Genomic DNA, 23,773 nt, shown 5'->3' with positions numbered 1-23,773 from the left:
ACTTATAACTGCTTACTTTTTACCTATAGCATTATAAGCCATCGTACAAATCTAGCCCGCCATTTGGTAACCAAAGCCCCAAGCCGCAACCAACACGATAACACCCGTGATAATGCGTAACCAAGCAAAAATAGTAAAGTCACGGCGACTCACCCATGCCACAAGCAGGCGAATACAAAGAAGCGCGACAACAAATGATACGATGGTGCCGATACCGAGCACCACCCAGTCTTCACTACTACTCAGTACCTCCCTATGCTTAATCAAATCCAATAAGGCGGCGCCAACAATAACAGGAATACCCAAAAAGAAAGAAAACTCAGCAGAGGCCTTACGTGAGACCCCAAGCCATAGCGCCCCAATGATCGTCGATCCTGAGCGTGACGTGCCTGGTATCAGAGCCAGACACTGAAATAGGCCAATCATCAGCGCCGTTTTCATACTGACATCTTCTGCCTCTTTTGCAATGATGGTTTTAGGGCGCTTTTCCACATAGAATATGAGCAGACCACCGATGATGAGCATAATGGCAACGACAATAGGATTAAACAAATAAGCTTTGATTTCATCAGCAAAGGTAAAGCCAACAATCATCACAGGAATGGTCGCGACAATGAGACTGAGTCCCAGCTGCCTAGGATTGGTCATGCCTTCTGCTTTGCCTGTTATGAGACCCATCAATGCTTGCCACAGTCTGCCCCAATAGTCATATATCACTGCCAAGATAGCACCAAGCTGTACCACGACCACAAACAAATCGACTTTTTCTTTAGTCCAAAATCCCATCACATCGGCTGATAAAATCAAATACCCCGTGCTGGAGATGGGCAAAAACTCTGTGATACCTTCCACGATACCCATGATGACAGCTTGAACGAATAACAGTATATCCACAATGACTTTCCTAAAAACAGGCCGATTGGCTGTCCTATGTTGACGTTGGTTTTATATTGATTAATGCTTAAAAAATACTCAAAAGCTACGCTTTGCCTTGCTCTTTAAGTGTTTTCCAAGCTTGGTTACGTAGATATTTTGGTAGCGCTTGCGCTGCCTCCGTACCACCATCGTTTGCAAACTGAGCAACACCAAGCTGCCCGATGACGACAGCGTCTGGCCAGACGTCTTCATGGCACACTTGCTGATCATGCAATGCTAGTAGTACTGATCCATTCCCCGCGATAGGGAGATTCAGTGCTGTTTGGCTATCATAATCTAATAGCTGCTCAGTGCTATCACTGCCATAAGCCCATACTGGCTGCATAATGCTATAACCTAACTCGTCGTCAACTACCAACTCATACTGTCCGAAATAGACTTGCTGCATACGAGCATCAAGGGCGCTGTATAGGTGTGTCAGGCCGTACTGCTGATACGCAGATTGTGCAATCGCTTGTAGGCTAGAAACACCAACACAAGGCGAGTCATGCGCGACAGACAACGCTTGCACCACTGCCGTATTGATACGAATACCGCTAAACGCACCCGGCCCGCGATTAAATATTAAAGCCTGTATATCAGCAAGACGTAACTGCGCCTCAGATAGTGCAGCATCAATCATAGGTAAGATCTGCTGAGTTTGCTGACGCTTGCCTGTTTCGGTATGGTTCGACAGTACCTGTCCGCTCGAATCTAAAATCGCGATCGAACACTGATCGAACACGGTATCCATTGCTAAAAACATCACAACCTCGGCTTTTACTTTTGGCGTTCTAAATGGGTTTGTCAGATTTTAATAATTTTTAATAGCTATTCATTATTTATGTACTATCAAAATTTAGACAGAATGAAACAGCGCCTATCATAGCATTTAGGCTAAATGAATTTTATCAATTTCTACGCTTTTCCACACTTTATTCATCTGTACTTATTCATAGCTAACCATAAAAAACCCCAAAGCTTAGGTAGCTTTAGGGCCTGTATAAAATACTTTCAGTATACATCACAATGGCTTAGAAGCGTGTTTTAAACTTCTTTGGTGCTTGGTTTTGCATTTCTTGCATTTGCTTTTGCATATCTTCAGTGCTCGGCATGTTATTTGGATCCAGTCCCATTTGCTTGGCCATTTGTTCTGGATTCACGTCTTTAGTGCCTGGTTGACCGCCGCCAAACAATGGGCCACCACCGCCTGCGCTGCCACCACCCATGAGGCCTTGCATAGACTTCATCATTTTACTGATGCCTTCAGGCTTTGAGATCATTTTCATCATTTTTGCCATTTGCTTGTGCTGCTTGAGCAAACGGTTAACATCTTGAATCTCACGGCCTGAGCCTGCAGCGATACGGCGCTTACGACTTGGATTAATCTTATCAGGGTTTTTGCGCTCAAACGGCGTCATTGAATTAATCAACGCCTCCATCTCACGTACTTTTTCTTCTGGCTTGGCATCTTCGACGGCTTTTTGCATGTCTGAGCCGCTCATACCTGGCATCTTATCTAAGAAGCCCGCCATACCGCCCATGCTCTTCATTTGCTGAAATTGAGTCAACAGATCCTCAAGGTCGAAATCACCGCCTTTTTGCATCTTTTTCGCCATTTTTTCGGCTTTATCACGGTCGATTTTTTGCTCAACCTCTTCGACCAAACTCAGTACGTCGCCCATACCAAGGATACGCTGGGCAATACGCTCAGGGTGGAACAGCTCTAACTCGTCGAGTTTTTCACCGCGACCCAAGAACTTAATTGGCTTGCCTGTGATAGCGCGTACAGAAAGCGCCGCACCGCCTCGTGCATCGCCGTCAGTCTTAGTTAAGATAACACCCGTCAATGGCAATGCATCATTAAAAGCTTTTGCGGTATTGGCGGCATCTTGACCCGTCATTGCATCGACGACGAATAGTGTCTCAGATGGGTTAACCGCAGCCGTTAGCGCCTTAATCTCATCCATCATGGTATCGTCGATATGTAGACGACCTGCCGTATCAATGATCAGAATATCTTGATATTGGATTTTGGCTTCTTCAATCGCACGCTTTGCGATATCGATTGGATTTTCATCCGTGCTTGAGTTGACAAACTTAGCATTGACCTGACCGGCGACTTGCTCAAGCTGTTTGATCGCCGCTGGACGGTAGACGTCGGCCGATACCAGCATGACTTTTTTCTTTTGACGCTCTTGTAGATATTTAGCCAATTTACCAGCTGTGGTCGTTTTACCCGCACCTTGCAAACCTGCTAGCAAATAGACAACGGGCGGTTTACCTGTCATCTCTAACTGCTGATTGGCACTGCCCATCATTTCGGTTAGCTCGTCGTGTACGATCTTGACAAATGCTTGACCTGGCGCTAGCTCTTTTAGCACTTCAGCACCAAGCGCTTGCTCTTTGACGCGTTTGACGAAATCACGAGTGACAGGCAGTGCCACGTCAGCTTCTAACAGTGCCATACGTACTTCACGCAGGGTGTCTTTGATATTGTCTTCGGTCAACTGCCCCGTACCGACGATATTACGTAGGCTAGACGATAAGCGTTCTGTTAAGGTATCAAACATAAATAACTCTCAATTAAAATGGTTTTCAATTAAATAATACGCAATTAAAATAACTTTCAATAAAATGGTGGCGAATCAAACAATTCAAATGGTTCATAAATACTATTAGGATGGACTATCAAATACTGGGGTTTCTCTGATAAGAAATGTATAAAAAATCATATTATCAATACTATAGCATCAACACAGCTCAAAACTTATAGTGGTTTTGCAAAACTTGGCTCTGATATTTATAAGTGACTTACGATATATTTTGCGGATTGCTGCTTTGTCAATCATATTTATAAGCAATAAGTAAGATGATGCTCAACTGGCACCCATTTTATGATAAATTGGACGATTATTCTAATCATTCTGATAATACCACTTTAGCGACACATTGAGCGGCAGTTTATGCTCAGTATAAGATGAGGCTTTTTATCTGTGCACCTTGCATTCTTACTTGCTAGCATGGCTTATGTCTTAGTCAGCCTCCACATTGGTTGGGCGCTGATTCAGGACAAACCTATTCATAAAGGCGTCAGTTTGGGGCTTTTATTGGTAGGGATGGCCGCACATGCGACCTTACTTTATCCATATGTTGTGACGCTTTATGGTCTGAATTTCAATTTGTTCAATATCATTAGCCTGACCAGTTTATTCTTCTTATTCTTTTACCTGCTGTTTTGTTTGTACCGCCCTATTCTGAGCCTTGGTATTTTGGCTGCGCCTACTGCACTAATAGGTATGACCGTCGGCTATATTGGCCGCGCACCCTATCAACCGCTTACTGACATCAGTGTCGGTCTTGAAGCTCATATCCTATTATCGTTAGCGGCCTATTGTGTGCTGTTGATGGCTGCAGTACAAGCGCTATTTTTGCGTCTACAAATTCGCGAGCTCAAGCATCATACCATTCACCGATTTTGGGTCAATAAATTACCCTCATTGCAAAGTATGGAGAGTCTATTATTCGATATGCTCTTGGTAGGCTTTGTATTACTCAGTATCGCACTGGGGATTGGGTTTATCTATGTCGAAGATTTGATGGCACAGCATATCGTGCACAAAACAGTATTTAGTCTGCTCTCGTGGTTATTATTTGGTACGTTGCTGCTTGGCAATTGGCGCGCAGGATGGCGAGGCAAACGTGCGGCGAATATCACTATTTATGCCTTTATTCTGTTAGCGATTGGCTTTGTGGGTAGTAAGTTTGTTTTGGAAATGCTGATATAAAATATCACATTATAAAAAAGGCGATCAGTAACTGTTGCTACTGACCGCCTTTCTTACTCAATTTTCTACTGATTTTTTAGTTAAAAACTACGGTCTTGTTGCCTGCCACAATCACACGGTTTTGCACATGCCAATTGACAGCACGAGCCAATACATTACGCTCGATATCGCGCCCAATCGCCCGCAACTCTGTTACCCCTTGGCGATGGGTCACACGGTGTACGTCTTGCTCAATAATAGGCCCTTGATCCAGCTCAGCAGTCACATAGTGCGCTGTTGCGCCAATCAGCTTGACGCCTTTATCATAAGCCTGACGATAAGGATCTGCACCCACAAACGCAGGCAAGAACGAATGATGGATATTAATCACTTGCATCGGCCAACGCTTCACGAAATCAGCTGACAATATCTGCATATAACGCGCCAACACTAGTAAGTCATTACCTGCCATCAGCTTATGGATTTGCTCCTCCGCTTCTACCTTATTCTCTTTGGTCACGGGCACATGGTGAAAGGTAATGCCGAAGTTTTCGACCGCTTGTTGTAAATCAGGATGGTTACTCACCACGCAAGTAATCTCGCAATCTAGCAAGCCACGCTGATGTCGCCATAATAAATCTAATAGCGCATGATCAAACTTTGATACCAAAATACCTACTTTGGTCTTGGTCGCATTGTTATGTAGACGCCAGTCCATGTTATGGCGTTTAGCCACAGTATGGGCAAAGCTGGCCTCAAAATTATCGATAATATCGCTCAAGCCTGCCAAAGCAAACTCCAAACGCATAAAGTACTGACCACCCTCATGAGCCGTCGAATACTGATCGAGCGTAATGATATTCGCACCGTAACGATGAATAAATTCAGAGACTGCTTGCACGATGCCAGCCTGATCTTTGCATTTGATGAGCAATGTCGCTGTATCAATAAAGCTAGGGATCTGTTTGCTCTGCGAGGCTGTGTTTGTTGTATTTGATGATGAAGCGGTTTTGGTATTGTCTGACATAATACGCCCAATATAAAAAATGATGACTGTTCGCTGACGTGACTGACAGCGTAGTAAACCGGTTATTTTAATCTTTTTTGCGATGCTTTGCTGAGCGAGTTGGTTGTTTTTGGTTATTTAAAGTGATTTGGTTTTTTGAAAGGACAAACTAAAAACCCCCAACGTAGGGTTGGGGGTTTTGTAACTGTTAATTATATTGAGAGCTATATAGAGCTAGAACAATTCAGATCAGTACCAAAAGGACTGTTCGTATTAGGACGCAAAGGTATTCCAATATCAACATCGTCTACTGATGCTGGAAAATCTATTACTCTAGATTGCTGTGATTCGCTACCGTCTACTCTTGTATTTACAGTTACTTTAGCTCTGTACCAATTAGCATATTGTTTTGGATAACGTATAGAAAAATCAACTCTTCCAGACCCATCTGTCACGAAATTAAAACTTTGATTAGAATCAACTGTTTGGCCAGCGCTATTAAGTACTGCTGCTACGTTGACAGGATCTAACTGACCATTTCCATTGAAGTCTTCATTAGGATCCAAAATTCCATTACTATTTCTATCTTCGTTTTCACAAGTCACCGCATTTTGCTGCCAAAAGTCCGCTTCTAAAAAGTTATTTCTGATAATCTCAAAATAACCTTTTAAATAATTGTGTGGCATCAAATTTATAGATACTTTTTGATTTATGGCAGGCTTACCAGTGCTATTAAGAACACTAACAGAGCCATTACGGAAGTAATATATTTCACTATCATCAGAAGACACTTTATCAGCAAAAGCAAAACTGATGTATGTAGATTTGGTTTGAACCGTAACTTCAGAGGTGTCTAAAATGGTATTAACAGCCTTTTCTTGACCGTTTGGCAATTTTATTGACTGTACTTGGGCTTTAATAGTGACGCCATTTGTGCTAGTCGGGTTTTGTCCTGCATTATAAACCACTGTGGCTATACCACTATCATCAGTATATGCAAAACCTTGACCCAAACTTCCACCAGATGCATCTCTAATAGTAGTAAATTGCACGATAGCATTTTTTACTGGAGCATCATTTTTATCCAAGACTCTCGCTACTACTGAAGTGGAACCACCAACACTTACTACAGCTCTTTCTATCTGTAGAAGCAGTTTGGTAGGCTCCACCGATACAAAGCTTAGCGGAGTTTCTTTAGTTTCATTGTTATATTCTGCTCTTATAGTTGCTGTACCAGGTACGTTAGAATCAATATAGAAGTCAACTTTTCTATTTAAAACATTAAATCCACGACGAGAGCTACCTTGAGTATCATCAAGAGAGGTAAATAGCTCACCTTTATTGGTTGATAAATATACAATATCACCATTTACGGCATTTGGAACATTCAAAGTTATTTTTTGTTTATTACCAACGACAATATCAGGAGTTTCTGAGAAGCTCATACTAGAGCTACTTGCTGATACTACTGTTAGAATGTCAGGAATGCGCTGACTGATCTCAGCACCTTTAACCTCAATGCTGAATAAGTAACCAACATCCGATGCTTCTAAATTAGAAGCATTTAAATTAAAAATAAATTTACCGTTATTATCTGTTGTACCGGTTCCCGCTTCTTTATCATTGCTATATAAAACAACATTAGCATTAGCAACAGGTTTAGTTGCACCATCTAAAATTTGACCAGACACACTAAAGTTTTCACCCGCTTCTACCAGATTTTTGGAAGAAATAACGTTACTCGTGCTAGTACCAGAAACTAAAATAGGAAGGGTTTGTTGAATTGAATTTTTATTTTCATTAGCCACGACAGTTAATAAACTTTCATGATTTAACTGTGAATCAATACCTACTGTATTTTGTAGTAATTCAACAGCAATCAAGCCCTGATCATCCGTGACTTGGTTAGAAGTACTGCCCAAAGATAAGCCGTATAAAGACGCATTTGCGATGTTAATGTTTACAGGAACATTTCTAACAATACCGCCATTCTTGTCGGTAACTCTAATGTTAACAGTGGTTTTATCACTACCTGTTAGCAGTTGATTTTTTTCAGCTGATATATATATTTCGCTTGCAATAGAAGTGGAAGAGCCTGTATCTCCACCTGTACCAGGTTGCTGCACGCCTGTATCAGGCTCTGGTGCAACTGTATCCGTTCCATCTCCACCACCACAACCCGCCAAGGCCAATGATAAGGTTAGCGCTGTCAGTTGAAACAATTTAGAAGTAGGTAGCGAGGGATATGACATATTGTGACTCCGCATGAGCAATAATTTATTTGAGCAAATAGGCAGAAAACCATTACACAGAATTAAAGAAGATTGGTAATGATAGTTAGATTTACAGTGATACCGATGTATTAACAGATTGTATTAAATATATAACAGCAACTTTACTGACTTTTGTTATAACTTACAACTAAAAATTAATCTTTACTATTAAACAATCAACAACATAGCGCGCTCATTTCAGGGTATAATAGCCCTCCTTTAATCCAACAGTTATTGTAAAAATATTTGAGTATTCATCTGTTTTATGGTATAAATGTCGGCTTTAAAATTTTCTGAATTGGTCAGCCTGTTATTTGCCTTTAGATAACAGCAAAACCAGCTCAACCTTCATATAGTTTTGTTTGGTGCAAAGCTGCCGCTTGCTGTGTCCATGCCGCAAAAACGTGCAACTTGCCCAGACTGGTATGAGAAAAACTCATACCTCATAGATTAGGAGTTCGCCATGTCTCGAGTTTGCCAAGTGACTGGAAAGCGCCCTATGGTGGGTAATAATGTTTCGCATGCAAACAACAAAACCCGTCGTCGCTTTCTACCAAACCTTCACAACCATCGTTTTTGGGTAGAGTCTGAAAACCGCTTTGTACGTCTACGTGTGTCTACCAAAGGTATGCGCATCATTGACAAACTTGGTATCGATAAAGTGTTAGCGGATCTACGCGCACAAGGTCAAAAAGTTTAAGTTAAAAATAGCAGCTGAGTGATGACTCCCATTATTTAGCTGCCGTTTTGCTACATTAGCTGTGGCAACTTGCTCTTTGAGACACGTACCTATCGTTTGAAGACCCCTCATTTACAGGAAAGCTATCATGAGAGATAAAATTAAATTAGTATCAACGGCTGGTACTGGGTATTACTACACCACTACTAAAAACAAGCGCACTATGCCTGGCAAAATGGAAATCAAAAAGTTTGATCCAAAAGTACGCCAGCACGTGATCTTTAAAGAAGCTAAAATCAAATAATCTTCATTTTATAAATGGTATTATTTGAACAAAAAAAGGGTTTATCCATTGATAAACCCTTTTTTTATGCTTGTATATTTAGCTATCTTCAGCTCGCTAATAAACTAGATCAACTGTAGTGCGTTGGTTCTTTATCATATACATGCGCATGCCACTTACTCATTTGCTTTTGCATAATGACCTGAATCGCAGCATGAATCATGTGTTGACCAATCACTTGAGTGTCACTACCAAGTAGCTCTTTTAGCTTGTCAGAAAAGTCGATAGTCATCAGCGGCGCTTCATCTTGCTCGGCATCACGCAACAACAATCTACCATCATCTGCTTCCACTAACTCTAAGGTGGTTTCTTTGGCAAACCCTGCAAACTGATCGCTACTTTCGTTGTCTACTTCTATATCATTATCGATATCATATGGCATCAATGTATTCCTTATTATCCCGTTTAGTACTGGTAGAGAAACTAATCATTGCAAAGCCGTTATTTATTGAAAACAAACGCATTCGGCAAATCTATCATCTTACAGTAACGCGGGTAAATCTGTCTTACTCATACAATGGACGCTTTAACACTAGAATTCAAGGGCTATCACATAAGTCTTCACTATATCTCTTGCATAAGTCATTGCTAGCCTTTGATACTCCGTTAACGACGGTCAATAAAACGGTACTTTTGCAAGAGGTCTACTATAAAAAAACTTGGATGCCTTGCAATAAGGACACATTAGCGCCAATAGCGCAGTTTCGCTAACGTAAATAAAAAAGCAACGAACATCCCAAGGTAATAGACCAGCTTTAGCTCAAGGGTGGGATCGCGGTATTTAAAAGGCAGAGCAACAGTCGCCGTTGCAGTCGGAAGTATCAATAACATCAGCAGCCAGTTCTCAATCACATTGAGCCAACCCTGTAAATCCGTCCCGTTACGCAGTGAAGCGAGCCCCATCAAAAGACAAGCTATGATTAAGCTGGTAAATAAGCCATTTGGTAAATCTTTTGGATAGATAATTTTGGCAATACTGTCCGGTACAATTCGCATATAAAATTCCAGCCATGCTTACAAAGCAAGGCTTAACGATTAAAAAAGTATAGAAAATAGCTTATGAGAATATTACAACGCTATATTTATGAATAGATACTATCTTTGTGCTAAAGCATTTAACTATAAGTACCCATCAGCCATAGCATCGATATACAAGAGGTCAAATAGCCCAAACTAATGGCATTCCAACTCTCAATATGCAGGCCCTTAACTTTATTGAGTATGCGAGAACCCACCCAAAAAAACAGCGGAATACCCAACATAAACGCAGGCACAATGACCGCAGCATGACGCAGCACTGTCCCAACATCATCACCCACCATCAAACGAAAGCCATAACCTGCCAAGCTTAGTACCAGCGCAAATATAGCCATGCCAACCGTAATGCCTTTTGGTACCAAGCTACGTTGTGTCTCACTTTTCGGTGTCTGATCAGTATTTTTCATCGTCTCAGAAGGTTTCAATGAGTTGGTAGAATGTTTGTTGTCCATGATTCACCTTTACATGACTGGCCACTGCGCACAATTGCAAATGATATGGCCTACTTCAATACTGTTTTTTGGTCGCCAACACCGTTTATCGATCATGTCACAATATGTAGATTAGCTGTTGTTTGCTAATGCCAACTCTGCGCGCATCTCATCAATAGCCGCTTTATAGTCTTTTTGGTTGAATATCGCAGACCCAGCGACAAACATGTCAGCCCCTGCTTCAGCAATCGCACGAATGTTGCTGGCTTTGACACCGCCATCTACTTCTAATCTGATATCTCGACCACTGGTGATGATACGCTGACGTACCTGACGTATTTTGTCTAATGTGTTATCGATAAACGACTGACCACCAAAACCAGGGTTAACACTCATCAATAAAATTTGATCCACTTTATCCATCACACAATCTAGATGGTGTAATGATGTGGCAGGATTGAGTACCAAACCGCACTCTGCCCCACCATCTTTGATAAGCTGAAGAGAGCGATCAACGTGATGACTGGCTTCTGGATGAAAGGTGATGATACTCGCCCCCGCTTCCAAAAACTGCTCAATCATACCATCAACAGGGGAAACCATCAGATGCACATCAATTGGCGCCTCCACCCCATAGTCACGCAGCGCCTTACAAATCATGCTACCAAATGTCAAATTGGGAACATAATGATTGTCCATGACATCAAAATGAATCACATCGGCACCTGATTCCAAGACCTTCTCGACTTCTTCGCCCAACCGCGCAAAGTCAGCTGAGAGTATCGATGGGGCGATCAGATAAGGTTTAGCAGGACTGTTCATAATTGAGCTACCTAATTCAGGTTTATATAAGATATGGATAGATTAAAAAGTAAATTCTAATCGGCTCACACATACTGCGAGCCTTTTATGTACTTATGTTAAATACTTAGTTGTTTAGCGCTGCTTGTATTGAGTTTTGCAATAAGCACGGCCAACTTCGAAAGAGCGCTTTGCTTCATGCTTGATGGCACGGTTACTCACGCGCTTGCGCCATAAACGAAAAGACGATGGCTTTAACGTTTGGCGCATGAGTTTGATAACTCCAGTCTCATCGAGACCATAGCTATGCTCTATCGCACCGAATGGCGTTCTGTCTTCCCATGCCATCTCTATCACGCGAGATATTTGCGCTTCATCAAGTAAGGTTTCGCCCGCATCGTTGACGGTTTTTGCGATACACTCTTTTGCTTTCGCTTCGGATACGTGGTCACTATCGACATCATGTTGCTTTTTTGCCAAAGCAGCGTCCATATCGGCTTGCATAGTCGCTTTTGTAGCGCTTGTATCTGCTGACTTATTCTTCGAATTAGAAGCTGTCAAGTCTTGATAACCTGCCATAAAAACTACCTTTTAAACATGAATGCAATAGCAAAAAATGTATTACGGTCATCTGAATGACCTCTTAGCTCATTTGAGCCATATGCCAATGATGTTCGATATGATCATTAATCACCGTTTGGATAAAATAATAGCTGTGATCATGTCCTGCCTGATAACGCAATGTTAAGGGCTGTTTGGCTTTTACACAAGCGTCTTGTAGTTTAGCGGTTTGTAATTGCCCTTCTGCTAAGAAATTATCAGCCGCGCCTTGATCAACCAAAATGCTCGAATACTGCTGACCAACTTTCTCTATCATCTGTGAGGCGTCCGCTTGTACCCATAGAGACTTATCATTACCGAAGTACTCTGTATAGGCGGCTTGCCCCCATGCAGACTCACTGGCAGCACACACTGGCGACAACGCCGATACACTGACAAACTTACTCGGATACTTAAATCCTAGTAATAAGGCTCCGTGCCCACCCATCGAGTGCCCTGTAATACCAATGCTATCGATAGGAAACTCTGAGCGTAATAAGTCATATAGCTCATCAACGATGTAACTTTGCATATTGAAGTTGTCTGACCACGGTGCTTGAGTGGCATCTACGTAATAACTTGCACCTTGACCAACAAAATAGCGCTCATCATTTGGTACATCGCTGTCTTCATTACTTCTAGGCGAAGTATCAGGTGCGATAAGTATCATACCAAGCTCGCTACATTTTTGTTGAAAATGACCTTTATGGGTTACGTTGTCTGCGTTACAGGTCAAACCTGACAGATACAATATCGCAGGACAACGTCGTCCAGCCAAGGCCTCATCAGGTAGATAAATACTAAACGTCATAGAGGTTTTGGTAGACGTCGATTCGTGACTATAATAATGCTGCTCACCATTAAAGCAGCGATTCACACTTTTTTGCGTAAGCTGTTTATGGTTAGACAAACTATGACTATAAGAATTCTGCATGAGTGATATCCTTTTTATTCAAAAAACCAACGATGGCGTTTAATAAGTGCTCGTTATTTGATACTAGCATTTGCCAGTTACTAGATCATTTCTCATATTTATTCGGCAGCTGCATCTACTTCACCTACCGATAGATTAGTAGTAGTTTCAGGTAAAACATTGACGGTTGTAGAAGCAGTATTATTCGTAATACTCGCAACGGATGGGCGCGTTTTATCAAACAATACTTGCTCAAAAGCAGGTAGCGCGGTTTCCATCAAACTACCGATCGCCATCTGCGGCTCTGATGGCTCAAATCCCATTGCGCTTTCACGCTCCGTCACTCGTATGCTGGCATCCTTAAAAGCATCCTCAAAACTGGTATTTCCTCTCAAGCTTTCAGCAAAAAATGCTTGACCAAAATACGTCATCTCAGCGGTATTGGTACAGCCAAACGATGCCTTATCAGCGGCTGATGCCGTTATTACCACTGTGGTCGGAGACGCTAATTCATCGATGAATGAACCCGAATAACAAGCAGATACCACAATCACACGCCAGCGAATACCCGAAGCATCCAGCGCTTCACGAAGCCATGCAGCATCTAGATTGTCCATCGCGATTGGCGGATTTGCTAATTGGACGATATCCTCATTACCATGTGAAGACAACGTCAAAAACAACACATCTTCGTCAGCATTCATCTGCTGACCGATTTTCTTTAAACCGCGTAAAATGCTGGTTTTGGTCGCAATTGGCTCGTCCATCCAACTATACGTATTGTTAATCAAGGACAACGAATGCCCGCTGGTCCCAAAACGCACATCAAACAGCTCACGTACTTTATTGATCTCAGAACGAAAGACGTTTTGACCAGAGAACCCTGCCACACCCATAAAGTACCAGTCGGTTTTGCCATCGATACTTGGGTCTATACTATTTAATGCTTGCTGTAATAAACGGGGCTGCTCATATAGTGCCGCCTCTTCCAACACAGGCTCTACTGGAATTTGCTTAAATATAGGCTGATCAGCGACATTGCGCTGCCAGATCGTCAACAATGCCACAGCACCAACTAGGATAATAATTCGCTCCCACCATGGTATGCGCAGGCGACGAGAAAAAATCCATAGCAAAGCGAGCGTCTGCCATAAAAACAATACCAAAAATAGTATGGGTAAAAACGAGTAACTCCACTCAGGTAACCAGCCATAGCTACCAAAAAACTGTACTAAGCTCTGTAGTAATGCAGATAAGGTATCAGCAACCAACCAAAGAACAACAGGCACAAAAACCAGTGTCTGATTGCTCGCTCGCCGTGCCAAAATAATACCACTTAATAAAATAATCATCGGCCAGATCAAATAACTGACCAAGCCTTGCTCATTGAACGTACTGCTACTTTCAGCCGCCAACCACGAAAATAGGACGTTACTACCAAGTGCCAATAAGGCAAATACAGCAAACTGTATAAAGGTGGGCTTTACCCAAGAAAACGCCCGAGTTGAACCCACCAACATCCACAAAGTTGCGATGATATTGGCAGCGAAATTAAGCGAAAAACGCTGGAGCGATACGGTTTTTAACGACGTAAGTGACAAAGACTTAGACCTCTAGCCAGTCGAGAAAAATAAAATGACCCAATGATAACTATCATGATGTCGTCGCCGCTTGATGTAATCGACTTACGATTTTTTCACGGCTGTAGACATCTATTTATATTGAATTCACGATGGAATGTTTATCGAAGATGACTAGCATTGACTAATAGTTTAGCTCGCTAATCTATCGCGATTGTAACGGATTGTCGGTCAAGAGGATAAGGATGATTTGTAAAATTCATTCAAATATGACCATAAACCTCAATAAAAAAGGAGGCCTTGCAGACAAGACCTCCTTTTACATCAATTACCAGACATTATCTCATCAATAGCTCATTAACGCGCTTCAGATAAGCGGCTGGATCCTCTAACTGCCCGCCATCTGCTAACAATGCTTGATCAAAAATGACTTGCGCCAAATCATCAAACTGCTCGCTGCTCTCAAGCTTTTTAATGAGTGGATGATCTGGATTGACCTCTAGTGTTGGCTTACTCGCTGGTACATCCTGACCCATTTGCTGTAGCATCTGAATCATTTGCGGTGATAGCTCACCTTCACCAACGACTAAGCAAGCAGGGCTATCAACCAAACGCGTCGAGACTTTGACATCTTTAGCACGTTCGCCCAATGCAGCCTTTAGTTTATCAACAACAGGCTTTAAGGTTTCTTCGGCTTTCTCTGCTTCGGCCTTTTCTGCTTCATCCTGCAAGTCACCCAAATCTACCGCGCCTTTTGCGATGTTCTGTAGCGGTGTGTCATCAAATGAGGTCAAGAAATTCATTGCCCATTCATCGACACGGCTGGTCATCAAAATAACTTCGATGCCTTTTTTCTTAAACAGCTCAAGTTGCGGACTGTTTTTTGCTGCAGCTAGATTATCAGCCGTTAGATAATAGATGGCTTTTTGGCCATCTTTCATACGGCCTTTATAATCTTCAAAGCTGGTCTCAAGGCCATCTTGGGTGCTGGTGGCATAACGCAATAGCTTAGCAATACGTTCTTTATTGCCGGCGTCTTCACCCAGACCTTCTTTGATGACATCGCCAAACTCTGCATAGAACTGCGCAAATTTTTCTTGCTTATCGCTGTCTTCGCTATTGGCAAGGCTTGCCAGCAAAGTCAAGATACGGCGCGCGTTACCATCACGGATAGATTTTACATCACGTGACTCTTGTAGTAGCTCGCGGCTCACATTCAGTGGCAAGTCGGCAGAATCGATCACCCCTTTCACAAAACGCAAATACATCGGTAATAGCTGCTCAGCATCATCCATAATAAAGACGCGCTTTACATAAAGCTTTAGACCGTGCTGCTGCTCGCGAGTGTATAGATCCATCGGGGCTTTTTTAGGGATATATAAAAGCTGGGTATACTGTACGCGGCCCTCGACACGGTTGTGCGTCCACGTAAGCGGCGCGTCCATGTCATAAGTGATGTTTTTATAAAAATCGACATACTCATCATCTTCGATTTCAGAGCTTGAACGTGTCCATAGCGCACTGGCTTTATTAATGGTTTCCCACTCATCCGTCAGTACCATCTCACCGCCAGCAGGTGTGTCGTCGCTTTCGTCTTCTTTTACATCTTCTTGCCAGATCTCTTTACGCATCTGAATGGGCAGACTGATATGGTCAGAGTATTTATTAACCAAACGCTTGATCTTGCTGCGATCTAGGTAGTTGTCTTCACCCTCGCTATACTCTTCTTTTAGGTGCAAAGTGATCGCGGTACCGCGCGTGTCTTTGGTAATTGGCTCAACCGTAAAGCTGCCTGTACCATCTGATACCCAGCGCACGCCTTTATCCGCAGGCTCGCCTGCTTTACGTGATTCAACACTGATGGTGTCAGCCACGATAAAACCTGAGTAAAAACCAACACCGAATTGACCAATTAATTGTCCGTCTTGTTTTTGTGATTCAGACAGTTTATCCAAAAATGCTTTGGTACCTGATTTGGCGATGGTACCTAAGTTTTCGATGGCATCAGTCTCATTCATCCCAATACCGTTATCAGTAAAGGTAATGGTTTTGGCTTCTTCATCGACAGCAATGCGGATCTTCAATTCGCCATCATCTTCATAAAGGCTATCATCATTGGTGGCTTCAAAGCGCAACTTATCGCAAGCATCCGACGCGTTAGAGACGAGCTCACGGACGAAAATATCAGCGTTAGAATATAGTGAATGCGTGACCAAATGCAGCAACTGCGCCACTTCCGCTTCAAACGTATGTTTTTTTAATTCTGGATTCAGACCTTCAGCTTGAGTTGCTTCACTCATAAAAACTCCTTTAAATTCTATGAAAGACCTATTATCAGATAACGATATACTCACTAAGGCCGCTCTCATAATGTTAGAGACCCCGCCGTATGTGATACCGTTAAACTGTCTATACTAATAGGGGCATCCAAAAAAAATTCAAGCTCAAAAGTCTTATTCAATAAAAAACACCGCGCTTGTTTACCAAGGCGGCGTTCTGGTATCAGTCATTTTTTAGCGCAAGAACAAAAGCTAACCACTATTCTGAATAAACCTCTATTAATAACTCCCAAATAGTCGTCAGTTTTTTGGAAAATTGAGTATATGTTTTCATAGTAACCTCTATGTCGATTGATATCGCCTTGTTGGCAATATCGTCTTATTAGTTACTATTAAAACCATTTCTCCAATATTTGTATAATTAATTGATTACAAAATATGGTTTCGTTTTCCAAAATTACTAGATAGTTGATTCTTTCTCTTTTAACGTGGCATCGGACGAATGGTTAGGATTTGCTCGCTACGGCCAAAGGGTCCATATACGTCATGTAGTACCGCACTGGTCAACCCAATGCCATCATCGCCATATTGTTGTACGGCTTCAAGACCCAACCAGCGCCCTTTTGGGGCGCGATGCATATGGATTTGCAAATCCGTATTAGGGAACATCCACTCTAACTTAGACAACCCAAGACCCAATCTTGGTACAACACCATTGGCCGTATCGACCATCCCTAATAAATGTACCAGATCATCCGTTGGTACGCCTTCTATCATCTCAACGTCATTGGTGATCCATACCATACCGCGACCAGGACGACGATCCTCTGTCGCTACCAAACGCACGCTTTCGATAAAACCGCCCGGCCAGCCTTTCATGTCTTCCCAAACGGGCAACTCTTCAGGTTTGTATTTTGCTGGTTGATCTTCAAGCCCTGCAATCTCGCTAGTGTCTTGCGTCATCAGCCGCCACGCTCGAGCAATGATCGCATCACGGCCACGACTGCTCATGACAGCTTCGATAAGCTCAATGGTCTTGCCCGGTCGAATACAGCGAGTGGTGACGGTAAAATCGTCCAGCGGTATCAATCCTAAAATGTCAAGGCTGATACGAGCGATACGCATATTGGCTTGCGGCGCAAAGTTATTAATCTCAGCTGTCAGAAGACCTGTCGCTGGTGCCATATGCTGCTCATGCTCATTCCAAGCGCCTTGTGCATGCTTGGTTGGCTGGTAATGCGCCAGACTAACTCCGTCTTCTGGCTGTTCGCGTTTAATAAATTTGTAATAAGCAGACATAACTATTCTCTATTTCCTATATTTGGCACTTTCACCTGTATTTTTTATTTATGCTTGTATTTTCTATTTATGGGTAAGCTCTTGTTTTCTTAGTATGAGAATACCGCGAGCTTTTTGTATGAAGAACAGTAAGCAAATCATTATGACTGCGAGTACAGCGTAAAGAACGCTTTTTTCTGCCATAAACTTCATGATATTCATAAACAGTACAAAGACCACTGCCACCATGACAAGCATATTGAGTTTCAGTTGCTTATTCACTTCAGCGAGCGTGGCTTCTGCCAATACAAATCTGGCTTTTGGTTCTTTCATGCGAGCTTATCCATATAAATGATGATTCATACAAATACGAGGGCGTGTCCTAATTACTTACCAACTTGGGTGACAGGAATCCGCAAGGCTTTCGGCAGACTAAACGTTACGTTTTCTTCAATACCAGATAGCTCACTAGGCAGATCGCCCCCCCAGTCCTGCAACTGTTGTAACACTTCTTGGATCAACACTTCAGGCGCGGATGCGCCAGCGGTCACGCCGATACTCTGCACACCATCCAACCAACGCTTATCCATCTCACTAGCGTTATCAATTAAATATGCACGGCAATTCATACGCTCTGCTAGCTCGCGCAGACGATTAGAGTTTGAAGAGTTTGGCGATCCAACGACTAAAACGACTTCGCAGCGACTGGCCAAATCTTTTACCGCATCTTGGCGGTTTTGGGTGGCATAACAGATGTCGTCTTTACGGGGACCTTGAATACTAGGGAACTTTTCACGCAGTGCATCGATAACACGAGCCGTATCATCCATCGATAGGGTTGTTTGAGTCACAAAAGCCAAGCGTTCGGCATTTTCCACAGTGAGAGCAGCAACATCAGCTTCGTCTTCCACTAAATGGATTTGCCCACCGTTTTTTGCATTGAATCGACCCATCGTGCCTTCTACTTCTGGATGTCCGGCATGCCCTATCAACACGGCATCCATACCGTCTTGTGCAAATTTTGCCACTTCAATGTGTACTTTAGTGACCAAAGGGCAAGTGGCATCAAATACGGTAATATCACGGCGACCAGCTTCATCTTCGACTGCTTTAGAGACGCCATGAGCAGAGAAAATCACCACAGACCCATCCGGTACTTCGTGAAGCTCTTCGACGAATACCGCGCCCCGATTGGCCAAATCCGACACCACAAATTTATTATGTACAACTTCATGACGGACATAGATGGGTGGCTCAAAACGTATTAGTGCTTCATTAACAATCGCAATCGCACGGTCCACACCAGCACAAAATCCACGGGGATTGGCAAGATAAATTTGCATAAAAAGGCCTATCGTCGGATAATTTATATCTAAAGCTTATGTATAAAAGCTTTGATTCAAAAGTTGGGGCAAAATCAATGCTCTACTTTAACATAATTTGATTTTATTGCCCTCAAAAATAGCACCGCACTCATTGCAATATGTCAGGTGCAAATATCAACATGCTAACTACATATTGCAAAACCCACTTTATCTCACATAAAAGCAGTTTATAATGACGTAACTACGATGATTTCTATCGCCATACATGATGGCGTTTTTTCTTTTTTCCAGTCTCTACCACTGACTGAATCGTCTTTTAGTCTGTTACTAAGCCGCATTTTACTAGCACATATTCCATTAGGATAAATTGTATGACAGGTTCATTATTTATTGTTACTGCCGCCTCAGGTACGGGCAAGACCTCACTGGTTAAGCAATTACTTGCTACGACCAACGACTTAACGGTCAGTATCTCACATACGACTCGCACCCCGCGCCCAGGCGAGATTGATGGTCAGCACTATCATTTCACAGATACTGATAGTTTTACCAATGGTATCAATGCGGGTCTATTTTTAGAGCATGCAGAAGTATTTGGTAACTATTATGGCACGTCAGAGAAAAGCGTACGCACCCAACTAGCAGCGGGGATTGACGTTATCTTGGAGATTGACTGGCAAGGGGCGACGCAAATCAGAGAAATCTTTGCCGATGCCATTATGATTTTTATTCTACCACCCAGCATTGCTACATTGCGCCAACGTCTCTCAACCCGTGCGCAGGATTCTGTAGAAGTGATAGAGCGCCGTCTAGCTGGTGCGGTCACCGAAATGGCACAATACGTAAATGCTGACTATGTCGTGATCAATGATAATTTTGATGTAGCCTTAGCTGAGCTAAAAGCGATTATCGTGGCGGATAGACAAACCCTTAACCGTCAGCAGCAGCGTTATCATCGCACGATTAGCAACTTGCTAAATAAGCAAGTAGAAGAGTAAACTAGGCTACAATGCTCGTCAGTTGCTTATCTAACAAGTAGATATAAAAAGCAACTACGCGACTTGGCAAAAAATGCTATAATATTTAGCTATCCCCTTTTATGTATTTGATATTATTTTTATTGAGTGGCGGGCAAGGTCCGTGGCTAATAAAAACAACCGAGGTAGCTATTTATGGCACGAGTGACGATTGAAGATTGTTTGGATAATGTTGATAATCGCTTTGAGCTAATTTTGGTCGCAAGCAAACGCGCCCGTCAATTGGCCAAAGGTATTGCCGAGCCGTTGGTTGATGTCGATAATGACAAGCCTACAGTATTGGCGTTACGTGAAATTGCCGCTGGAAAAATCACCCGCGACATTCTAAATCAACCAGAGCATAACTTTGCAACGAGCTCATTAGATTTAGCATTGTCAGGCGATCATAGCTTCTAAAAAGCTATTTTTGATAAGGTTTGTTTTGCCAAGTCTTTGAAGCTGATAATGGCTTTATAAGATAAACATAACTTTATTGATAACAAAAACCACAGCATAGGCTGTGGTTTTTTGGTTGTAACTTTATTGTATTTGCTGTTTTGATAGCCATTTATCTATCAAAATAGCCCACTGAGTCAAATTTTTTCATCGCCTACTCGCTTATCAGTTGACATTGAATGCGATTTGCGATTAATTAGAGAATGGCCTATCCCTACTTAAGTTTCGTATGGTTGGTCAATATTCAGTCACCATTCACTGCTTACTTCAATCCATAATCAAGTCAGTCAGTCATGGAAAATAGGATCGTCATTTATGAGTCAAACCCTACCCAAACTCAGTCATCATCTCGTCGATGACGCTCAATATAACTTGCTGCGTTCAGTCGGTTATCTCACTGCTGCTGAGCGCCGTGACATTGTTGATGCCTGTGAGTTCGGTGATATTGCGCACATTAAAGACAAGCGTAAATCAGGGGAACCTTATATCACTCACCCTATCGCAGTGGCTGAGATACTGGCGGGCTTTCGCTTAGATCGAGATACAATTATTGCAGCGATTTTGCATGATACGGTCGAAGACACCGACGTGAGTGACGAGCAGCTCGAGCAGCGTTACGGCAAGATAGTGGCTAGGCTGGTCGATGGTGTGACAAAACTAAAATCCTCCTCTCACAATAAGCAGCAAAACAAAGCAGCGACCTTTCACAAAATTTTAACAGCCACACTCGCAGATCCACGGGTACTTATCATTAAGCTTGCGGACCGCCTGCATAATATGTCCACGCTTGATGCCGTGCGCCCTGAAAAACAACGTACAACAGCACAAGAAACATTAGATTTTTATGTGCCATTTGCACGCTTGATGGGTCTTAATGATATCGCCGATTATATTGAGGTGCTGTGTTATCGTAACCTTGATTCTGATATGTACAACAAGATATCTGACAAGCTGCTACAGCATGGACTTGGGCGTAATTTCCAAAGAGAAGCCATTCATCGTTATCTGAGTATCGTGCTTAATAATTTGGGGCTCAACGGACTGGTCAAAGTATTAGACAACCGCGTGGTCATTTACCGTCAGTTTTTCCGCAATCGCGGAGAAATTAACACGCTGCTACGTCACTATGCATTTGAGATTGTCCTCGATAATATCGAAGCTTGTGACAAATTGGCGTATTATCTTATTAAAAAGTATCAAATTGATGATACGCACATTGCTGATAATATTCGCAGGCCGTTACCAGGTGGCAATCAATCACTCACGCTCATTTATGAGCGCGACAACGATGTCGTAAAAGTGACTATTTTGACCAAGCAAATGCAAAGTGCTGCAAGGCTCGGCGTTATCGGTGCAGAGCATGCTTCTGACGTGAGTCAATCAGTTATCCAAGCGTCACTGCGTAACATGAAAGACTTGGTCGATGAAGACAACTTAAATGAGAATAGTCCTAACTTTTCGGCAGCGGTCTCGACTATTAATGAGCTGATGGATTATTTGCATTCGAGTAAGATTATTTGTTATAGCCCGCAAGGTCGTGCCTATGAGCTACCACAAGGGGCAACGGCATTAGACTTTGCTTACGCAGTCGGGCCTATGGTTGGTAACGTCGCTGTCGGTGCCAATATCGATGATAAAGCAGCAAAACTCGGTACCGTGGTAAAAAACGGACAGTCCGTTGAAATTGAGATAAACAGTCACTCAGAACCAAAAGCAGAATGGTTAGGATTTGTGGTGACTAACAAAGCGCGTGAAGAGATATTACGTTGGTTCAAAGACTTATCTACCGCTGACAAGCAGCATCATGGTCGTCAAGCGTTAGATCGTGCCCTTAAAACCTATCAAAAAACGCTCGATGACCTAACAGAGGATGATTGGAAAGATCTGACTGAATGGCGCGGTGTGACTGAAAAAAACGCCCTATTCGAACAAATAAGCTCCGGTACACTACTGCCACAGCTTGTAGTCACTCGTTTGTTTAACGATGAAGTCAGTGACGTACAAGCCAAAGCGCACAACGAAGACATGACACAGCCACAGCAGCTGATCGCCAATGCCTCTGGGGTTGAGCTCGATTTTGCTAACTGCTGTCATCCAATCTATGGTGACCCTATCGTTGGGCACTTATCTCGGCACGGCTTGGTCGTTCATCGACACAAATGCTTTTCGCTTGACGACATTCGTAAAGACAATCCCTATCAGGTGATTCAACTGCGTTGGCGTAGTGATAACGCTGTAAAACAAGGTGAAACAGACGAGCATGATATAAAAAATAGCGGCAAAATACGTTTTCCTGCTTACTTAAAGCTGTCTATTGCGCTTAGCGATGAGCAAATCAGTGAAGTGATTTATCATCTGCGCCAGCTGCATATGGGGGTTGAGACCGTTGACGTACGTAATAGTGATACTATCATCCATATCATCGTACGCAGTCGCAATCACTTGGCTCAAGGCATTCGTGAGCTGCGTTCATTACTCGGCTTCCCTAACATCATACGGCTATATCAATTATAATAACCCTGCCTGTCTAACAAACTCTTTGTCTAGTCAGATTTGAACGCATTGCGCTGAGGTTTTGACAACCTCTAAAACAATAATAGGCACTGTTGCTTGTCAGTGAGCAACAGACCAACCAATAAAATACGAAAAGGACATAATATGACTCGTCAAACAATCCAAACAGATAAAGCTCCCGCAGCTGTAGGCACTTACTCACAAGCCGTAAAAGTTGGCAACACCGTTTATATTTCAGGTCAGCTTGGTTTTGACCCTGAAACCATGGAATTAAGAGAAGGTTTTAAAGCACAGGCTGAGCAAGTGTTCGAAAACATTAAAGCGATCTGTGAAGCGGCTGGTGGTAGTATCAACGACGTGGTTAAATTTAATGTATCTTTGACTGATTTAAGTGACTTTGCGGTTTTAAACGAAGTATTTGTGGCGAACCTAAGCGAGCCATATCCTGCTCGTGCTGCCGTACAAGTCGCAGCCCTACCTAAAGGTGGCGTGGTCGAAATCGAATCTATCTTATATATTGACTAAAACTGATAGTAATTTTTGTTTATATAGTTCTATT

At 42.6% G+C, this 23,773-nt stretch carries 23 protein-coding genes; 7 read left to right on the top strand and 16 right to left on the bottom strand.

Features of this window, described 5'->3' with window-relative positions:
• Positions 1-51: 51 nt before the first annotated feature.
• The 3 genes from BTW00_RS09505 to ffh all read right to left on the bottom strand — a co-directional run bounded on the left by BTW00_RS09505 (position 52) and on the right by ffh (position 3,488).
• The gene (locus BTW00_RS09505) at positions 52-894 is read right to left on the bottom strand and encodes an undecaprenyl-diphosphate phosphatase (RefSeq protein ID WP_075107202.1); all 843 of its coding nucleotides are present in this window, start codon (positions 892-894) and stop codon (positions 52-54) included.
• Between the two features lie 85 nt (positions 895-979).
• A complete protein-coding gene (gene tsaB / locus BTW00_RS09500) occupies positions 980-1,681 on the bottom strand; it encodes a tRNA (adenosine(37)-N6)-threonylcarbamoyltransferase complex dimerization subunit type 1 TsaB (RefSeq protein WP_075107201.1) in 702 nt (233 codons plus the stop codon).
• A 268-nt stretch (positions 1,682-1,949) separates the two neighbouring features.
• On the bottom strand, positions 1,950-3,488 hold the full coding sequence (ffh, locus tag BTW00_RS09495; protein ID WP_075107200.1) for a signal recognition particle protein: 1,539 nt from the start codon (positions 3,486-3,488) through the stop codon (positions 1,950-1,952).
• 423 nt (positions 3,489-3,911) lie between these two features.
• On the opposite strand from ffh, the gene BTW00_RS09490 reads away from it, so the two are divergent.
• Positions 3,912-4,703 (top strand): inner membrane protein YpjD, encoded by a 792-nt coding sequence (locus tag BTW00_RS09490; RefSeq protein WP_178379286.1) that lies wholly within the window; start codon positions 3,912-3,914, stop codon positions 4,701-4,703.
• 76 nt (positions 4,704-4,779) lie between these two features.
• Here BTW00_RS09490 and purU read toward each other — a convergent pair whose 3' ends face one another.
• Together purU and BTW00_RS09480 are read right to left on the bottom strand one after the other, a co-directional pair.
• Positions 4,780-5,709: a formyltetrahydrofolate deformylase gene (gene purU / locus BTW00_RS09485; protein WP_256714046.1), complete on the bottom strand. Its 930-nt coding sequence runs from the start codon at positions 5,707-5,709 to the stop codon at positions 4,780-4,782.
• Between the two features lie 203 nt (positions 5,710-5,912).
• Positions 5,913-7,940, bottom strand: coding sequence for a carboxypeptidase-like regulatory domain-containing protein (locus BTW00_RS09480; protein ID WP_075107199.1), 2,028 nt, complete (start codon positions 7,938-7,940; stop codon positions 5,913-5,915).
• 484 nt (positions 7,941-8,424) lie between these two features.
• Here BTW00_RS09480 and rpmB point away from each other — a divergent pair, with 484 nt between their 5' ends.
• Together rpmB and rpmG are read left to right on the top strand one after the other, a co-directional pair.
• Positions 8,425-8,661 (top strand): 50S ribosomal protein L28, encoded by a 237-nt coding sequence (rpmB, locus tag BTW00_RS09475; RefSeq protein ID WP_057761372.1) that lies wholly within the window; start codon positions 8,425-8,427, stop codon positions 8,659-8,661.
• A 127-nt stretch (positions 8,662-8,788) separates the two neighbouring features.
• Complete coding sequence (gene rpmG, locus BTW00_RS09470; protein WP_010201403.1) at positions 8,789-8,944, top strand: 50S ribosomal protein L33; 156 nt, start codon at positions 8,789-8,791, stop codon at positions 8,942-8,944.
• Positions 8,945-9,053: 109 nt separating this feature from the next.
• On the opposite strand, the gene BTW00_RS09465 is transcribed toward rpmG, so the two are convergent.
• From BTW00_RS09465 to ispH, 11 genes are all read right to left on the bottom strand, one after another.
• Entirely contained in the window at positions 9,054-9,365 is a 312-nt protein-coding gene (locus tag BTW00_RS09465) for a hypothetical protein (protein ID WP_071003085.1), read from the bottom strand.
• Positions 9,366-9,667: 302 nt separating this feature from the next.
• Positions 9,668-9,979: a hypothetical protein gene (locus BTW00_RS09460; RefSeq protein WP_075107198.1), complete on the bottom strand. Its 312-nt coding sequence runs from the start codon at positions 9,977-9,979 to the stop codon at positions 9,668-9,670.
• A gap of 119 nt (positions 9,980-10,098) precedes the next feature.
• Complete coding sequence (locus BTW00_RS09455; RefSeq protein ID WP_075107217.1) at positions 10,099-10,428, bottom strand: hypothetical protein; 330 nt, start codon at positions 10,426-10,428, stop codon at positions 10,099-10,101.
• Positions 10,429-10,584: 156 nt separating this feature from the next.
• Complete coding sequence (rpe, locus tag BTW00_RS09450; RefSeq protein ID WP_075107197.1) at positions 10,585-11,274, bottom strand: ribulose-phosphate 3-epimerase; 690 nt, start codon at positions 11,272-11,274, stop codon at positions 10,585-10,587.
• 114 nt (positions 11,275-11,388) lie between these two features.
• Positions 11,389-11,670 (bottom strand): TIGR03643 family protein, encoded by a 282-nt coding sequence (locus BTW00_RS14270; RefSeq protein WP_305956145.1) that lies wholly within the window; start codon positions 11,668-11,670, stop codon positions 11,389-11,391.
• Positions 11,671-11,896: 226 nt separating this feature from the next.
• Entirely contained in the window at positions 11,897-12,787 is an 891-nt protein-coding gene (fghA, locus tag BTW00_RS09440) for an S-formylglutathione hydrolase (RefSeq protein WP_075107195.1), read from the bottom strand.
• Positions 12,788-12,885: 98 nt separating this feature from the next.
• On the bottom strand, positions 12,886-14,367 hold the full coding sequence (locus tag BTW00_RS09435; RefSeq protein ID WP_075107194.1) for a C13 family peptidase: 1,482 nt from the start codon (positions 14,365-14,367) through the stop codon (positions 12,886-12,888).
• Positions 14,368-14,684: 317 nt separating this feature from the next.
• Entirely contained in the window at positions 14,685-16,646 is a 1,962-nt protein-coding gene (gene htpG / locus BTW00_RS09430) for a molecular chaperone HtpG (protein ID WP_075107193.1), read from the bottom strand.
• 462 nt (positions 16,647-17,108) lie between these two features.
• A complete protein-coding gene (locus tag BTW00_RS09425; RefSeq protein ID WP_075107192.1) occupies positions 17,109-17,924 on the bottom strand; it encodes a thioesterase family protein in 816 nt (271 codons plus the stop codon).
• A 63-nt stretch (positions 17,925-17,987) separates the two neighbouring features.
• Positions 17,988-18,236: a hypothetical protein gene (locus BTW00_RS09420; protein WP_058024603.1), complete on the bottom strand. Its 249-nt coding sequence runs from the start codon at positions 18,234-18,236 to the stop codon at positions 17,988-17,990.
• Positions 18,237-18,289: 53 nt separating this feature from the next.
• Positions 18,290-19,246: a 4-hydroxy-3-methylbut-2-enyl diphosphate reductase gene (gene ispH / locus BTW00_RS09415; protein ID WP_058024602.1), complete on the bottom strand. Its 957-nt coding sequence runs from the start codon at positions 19,244-19,246 to the stop codon at positions 18,290-18,292.
• Positions 19,247-19,599: 353 nt separating this feature from the next.
• Between ispH and gmk the strand changes: the two genes are divergently transcribed.
• The 4 genes from gmk (at position 19,600) to BTW00_RS09395 (ending at position 23,739) form a co-directional block, all read left to right on the top strand.
• Positions 19,600-20,226, top strand: a complete 627-nt coding sequence (gmk, locus tag BTW00_RS09410) for a guanylate kinase (protein WP_075107191.1) — start codon at positions 19,600-19,602, stop codon at positions 20,224-20,226.
• 174 nt (positions 20,227-20,400) lie between these two features.
• Positions 20,401-20,661, top strand: a complete 261-nt coding sequence (gene rpoZ / locus BTW00_RS09405) for a DNA-directed RNA polymerase subunit omega (RefSeq protein ID WP_057761396.1) — start codon at positions 20,401-20,403, stop codon at positions 20,659-20,661.
• 354 nt (positions 20,662-21,015) lie between these two features.
• Positions 21,016-23,214 carry a bifunctional (p)ppGpp synthetase/guanosine-3',5'-bis(diphosphate) 3'-pyrophosphohydrolase gene (locus tag BTW00_RS09400; protein WP_075107190.1) on the top strand — a complete coding sequence of 733 codons (2,199 nt, stop codon included), beginning with the start codon at positions 21,016-21,018 and terminating at the stop codon, positions 23,212-23,214.
• Positions 23,215-23,358: 144 nt separating this feature from the next.
• Complete coding sequence (locus tag BTW00_RS09395; RefSeq protein WP_058024599.1) at positions 23,359-23,739, top strand: RidA family protein; 381 nt, start codon at positions 23,359-23,361, stop codon at positions 23,737-23,739.
• Positions 23,740-23,773 lie beyond the last annotated feature (34 nt).

The organism is Psychrobacter sp. C 20.9 (genome assembly GCF_001921765.1).
Classification (GTDB): domain Bacteria; phylum Pseudomonadota; class Gammaproteobacteria; order Pseudomonadales; family Moraxellaceae; genus Psychrobacter; species Psychrobacter piscatorii_B.
This window is presented reverse-complemented; position numbering and strand designations above follow the sequence as displayed.